The sequence below is a fragment of the Paraburkholderia sp. genome, from assembly GCF_035656215.1.
Lineage (GTDB): Bacteria > Pseudomonadota > Gammaproteobacteria > Burkholderiales > Burkholderiaceae > Paraburkholderia.
Map to the genome: position 1 here is coordinate 1 of NZ_DASRSY010000488.1, position 3,937 is coordinate 3,937.

Here is a 3,937-nt window from a genome sequence, read left to right on the forward strand (position 1 = left end):
GTCGACGCGATGATCTCCTGCGCGCTGCGCAGCAGTTCGGTCACAGTGATCACCGACACCAGCGATGTGTCCTTGATCAGGCTGATCAGGCTGTTCGACAGACTCGGCACGGCAATGCGCAAGGCCTGCGGCGCGATCACGTAGCGCAGCGTCTGACGCCGCGAGAGTCCGAGGCTATAGGCGGCCAGCCACTGACCGCTGGGAATGCCGAGAATCGCGCCGCGCATGCTCTCCGACAGATACGCTGCCACGTTCGCCGACAACGCGATCACGCCCGCGGGCGTGGGGTCGAGCGAAATGCCGAGACTCGGCAAGCCGTAATAGATCACGAAGATCTGCACCAGCAGTGGCGTGCCGCGGAACAGGCTGACATACACGCGCGCGATCCAGCTCAGTACGCGGTTGTGGCTGATGCCCATCACCGCGAGCACGGCGCCGGCAAAGAGGCCGAAGATCATCGACAGAACCGCGAACTTGACCGTCAGGACGGCGCCCTGTGCGAGCACAGGAAGCGATTGGACGAGCAGGGAAGTGGTGGACATGAGCGGTGGGTAGGGTTGGCGCGCAAAGCGCACATCATAAACTTTGGCGGGCGTTGAGGCGGAGGCCGGAGCGCCACGCAAAGTGTCGTTTGGAGCGTAACCGGCTCAGTCTGACGGCAACCAGGCTTCACCTGCGTAGCGATTCGATACTGACCAGGCGTAAGCGGAAAGCGCCTCAGCAAAAGCGAAGGGCGGCATCGTCGACGATGCCGCCCTTCGTTTCATCCGGCGTGCGTTACTTGATCGGCTTGCTGACGTCGATACCGAACCATTTGTCCGAGATCTTCGAGAACGTGCCGTCCGCTTCGAGCTGGGTCATCGCGTCGTCGATCGCCTTGGCGAACTTCGGATTGCCCTTCCTGAACGGAATGCCCGACGGGTTGCCCGCGCCGACCGTTGCGCCCGTGCGCAGCGGCAGTTGCGAGTTCTTCATCAGATACGCGAGCATCAGGCGGTCGTTCAGCGCCGCGTCCAGACGGCCGGAGGCCAGATCGCGCAGGTATTCAGGCGCGCCCGGATACGTCTTCACGTCGATGCCCGGCACCGACTTCGCCATGTCCATGTAGTTCGTGCCCAGACCGACGCCGAGCTTCTTGCCCTTCAGATCGTCGAGCGATTTGAACTGGCGCGTGTCGTCCTTACGCTGGATCAGTTGCGCGGCCGAGTACGTGTATGCCGGCGAGAAGTCGAGCACCTGCTTGCGTGCGTCCGTAATGCCCACCTGGTTGACGATCACATCGAACTTGCCCGCTTGCAGACCGGCGATGATGCCGCTCCACTCGGTCGTGACGAATTCCGGCTTCACGCCGAGCTTCGCTGCAACGGCCTTGGCGATGTCGACGTCATAGCCGACCAGTTCGCCCGACGGTGCTTTCGAGTTGAACGGCGGGAAAGTGCCTTCGAGACCGATGCGCAGCGTGCCGCGTTGCTTGACCTGGTCGAGCAGGTCGTCCGCGTGGGCGGTGACAGCAGTGAACGACGCGCCGATCAGGCCGACGACGAGCATCTTTTTCAGCAAGCCAAATTTCATCGTGTTCCTTGATGTTGCCATGGGTTCGTCTGGCGTTTTAACAGACGAAAGCATAACAAAACAGACTATCGAAACCTAAATACCGTTTGTTTATGTCTATATTACTGATGCGGATTGGGTGATGGCTAGCCATAGCGCAGCGCCTGCGCGCATTCGGCCACCAGCGCCGGTCCGCGGTAGATGAAGCCGGTATAGAGCTGCACCAGCGCAGCACCCGCCGCCAGCTTCGCGCGCGCATCCTCGCCCGAGAAGATCCCGCCCACGCCGATGATCGGCACCGTTTCGCCGACTTCGGCGCGCAGCTTGCGGATCACTTCGTTCGACGCGTCGAACACCGGCTTGCCCGACAGGCCGCCGGCTTCGTCGCCGTATTGCATGCCGGTGACGGCCGTGCGCGAGAGCGTGGTGTTGGTGGCGATCACGCCTTCGAACTGGTGGCGCAACAGCGTATCGGCGATCGATTTGATCTGCTCGTCGTCGAGGTCCGGCGCGATCTTCAGCGCGAGCGGCACCAGCTTGCCGTGCAGATCGGCCAGACGCTGCTGCTTGTCCTTCAGCGCGGCAAGCAGCGCGTCGAGTTCGCCCGCGCCCTGCAACTGGCGCAGATTCTTTGTATTCGGCGACGAGATGTTGACCGTCACGTAGCTCGCAAACGGGTACACGCGTTCGAGGCAGTAGAGATAGTCTTCGGCGGCGCGTTCGATCGGCGTGTCGGCGTTCTTGCCGATGTTCAGCCCGAGAATGCCGCGATAGCGCGCGGCCTGCACGTTCTTGACGAACTGGTCGACGCCCGCGTTGTTGAAGCCCATCCGGTTGATCACGGCGTTCGCCTGCGGCAGGCGGAACATGCGCGGGCGCGGATTGCCCGGCTGCGCGCGCGGCGTGACCGTGCCCACTTCGATGAAGCCGAAGCCGAGCGCCGCCAGACCGTCGATACACGCGCCGTCCTTGTCGAGGCCCGCGGCGAGCCCGACCGGGTTCTTGAACGTCAGCCCCATCACGGTGCGCGGCGAATCCGGCACGCGTGGCGCCAGCGCGCTGGCAAGGCCGGTGCGGCCCGCGGCGCCGAGCATGCGCAAGGTCAGGTGGTGAGCGTCTTCCGCGTCCATGCGAAAGAGTTGGGCGCGTACGAGCGGGTAGAGGGAACTGAACACGGGACGAAGCCGGGCGGCCGGAAAATGGGAACCCGCCATTTTACCGGCTTTGCGGCATTAATGAGACTAGTTACGGACGCAGCGGCCCACGCCTGCCCTGAATCGCCTGACCAACCGGCGGCAGGTCGATGCTGGCGGGATCGAGCACTTTCCATGAACCGTCGATCAAGCCTTCGAGCGGCCGGAAATTCGCCTTGTACGCCATCTTCGGACTCTCGCGAATCCAGTAGCCCAGATACACGTAGGGCAGCTTGAGGCTCTTCGCCTGCTCGATCTGCCAGTAGATGTTGTAGGTGCCAAAGCTGGTGTGCGGTACACCCGGTTCGAAGAACGTATAGACCGACGAGAGTCCGTCACCGAGGATGTCGATCATGCTGATCATGCGCAGGATGCCCGGCGCGTCCGGATGATCCGGCTGCGGCTCGCGGAATTCGACCAGCCGCGAGTTGATCCGGCTCTGCAGCAGGAACTGTTCGTACTGGTCGCGGCTGTCGCGGTCCATGCCGCCGCCGGCATGCCGTGCCGATTGATAGCGCATATAGAGCGCGTAGTGCTCTTCATCGTAATGCAGCGGGGCGACTGTTGCGATCAGCTCGCCGTGCTTTTTCCAGATCCGGCGCTGCGTGCGGTTCGCCTCGAAATGATCGACCGGCACGCGCACCGGCACGCAGGCGCGGCAGCCATCGCAATAGGGGCGGTAGGTGAACACACCCGACCGACGGAAGCCGGCTTTGACGAGGTCGGTATAGACGTCGGAGTTGATCAGATGGCTGGGTGTGGCGACTTGCGAACGTGCGATGCGTCCGTCCAGATAGCTGCAGGGATAGGGCGCCGTTGCATAAAATTGCAGCGCGGAAAGCGGAGAAAGAGGCAGCTCGTTGGGATGAGTCACGTTGGCAGCTCTCGAAGCGTCTCTGGTATTGCAAACCCGGCGCCTTGCGGTTTTCAACCCGCGGCTCGTGACCCGCGGCTCGGTAGGCGACAATCCGGATTCGGCCTGATTCTTTCTACGCCGCCGGCGCGACGACATCGCGCAAGACGGTCTTGTCGAAGCGCCAGGGAATCGGCGGCGCTTCGACAGACATGCGAACATGCGCGATAAACGCTTTGCGCGCGATCTCGCGGCCGCCCAGCGACGCCAGATGCGACGTGTTCTGCTGGCAGTCTATCATTTCTATTTCGTGACGGCGCAAGTGTCCGACAAGCGCGGC

Annotated in this window: 4 protein-coding genes and 1 pseudogene; all 5 read right to left on the reverse strand. The window is 62.7% G+C overall.

Annotated elements, in window-relative coordinates:
- Positions 1–542 (reverse strand): amino acid ABC transporter permease (locus VFE81_RS28880; RefSeq protein ID WP_325047847.1); only part of this gene is annotated, 542 nt, incomplete at its 3' end.
- A gap of 235 nt (positions 543–777) precedes the next feature.
- Positions 778–1,572, reverse strand: a complete 795-nt coding sequence (locus VFE81_RS28885) for a cystine ABC transporter substrate-binding protein (protein WP_325047848.1) — start codon at positions 1,570–1,572, stop codon at positions 778–780.
- A 125-nt stretch (positions 1,573–1,697) separates the two neighbouring features.
- Positions 1,698–2,681, reverse strand: a complete 984-nt coding sequence (locus tag VFE81_RS28890; RefSeq protein ID WP_414695681.1) for a quinone-dependent dihydroorotate dehydrogenase — start codon at positions 2,679–2,681, stop codon at positions 1,698–1,700.
- 115 nt (positions 2,682–2,796) lie between these two features.
- Positions 2,797–3,618, reverse strand: coding sequence for an arginyltransferase (locus tag VFE81_RS28895; protein WP_325047850.1), 822 nt, complete (start codon positions 3,616–3,618; stop codon positions 2,797–2,799).
- A gap of 115 nt (positions 3,619–3,733) precedes the next feature.
- Positions 3,734–3,937: pseudogene (locus VFE81_RS28900) on the reverse strand (leucyl/phenylalanyl-tRNA--protein transferase); the annotation flags it as partial.

Bases quoted from the DNA above. Each gene is read 5' to 3' on its own strand.
- VFE81_RS28890 (WP_414695681.1), bottom strand. From the start codon at position 2,681: ATGGACGCGGAAGACGCTCACCACCTGACCTTGCGCATGCTCGGCGCC.
- VFE81_RS28885 (WP_325047848.1), bottom strand. From the start codon at position 1,572: ATGAAATTTGGCTTGCTGAAAAAGATGCTCGTCGTCGGCCTGATCGGC.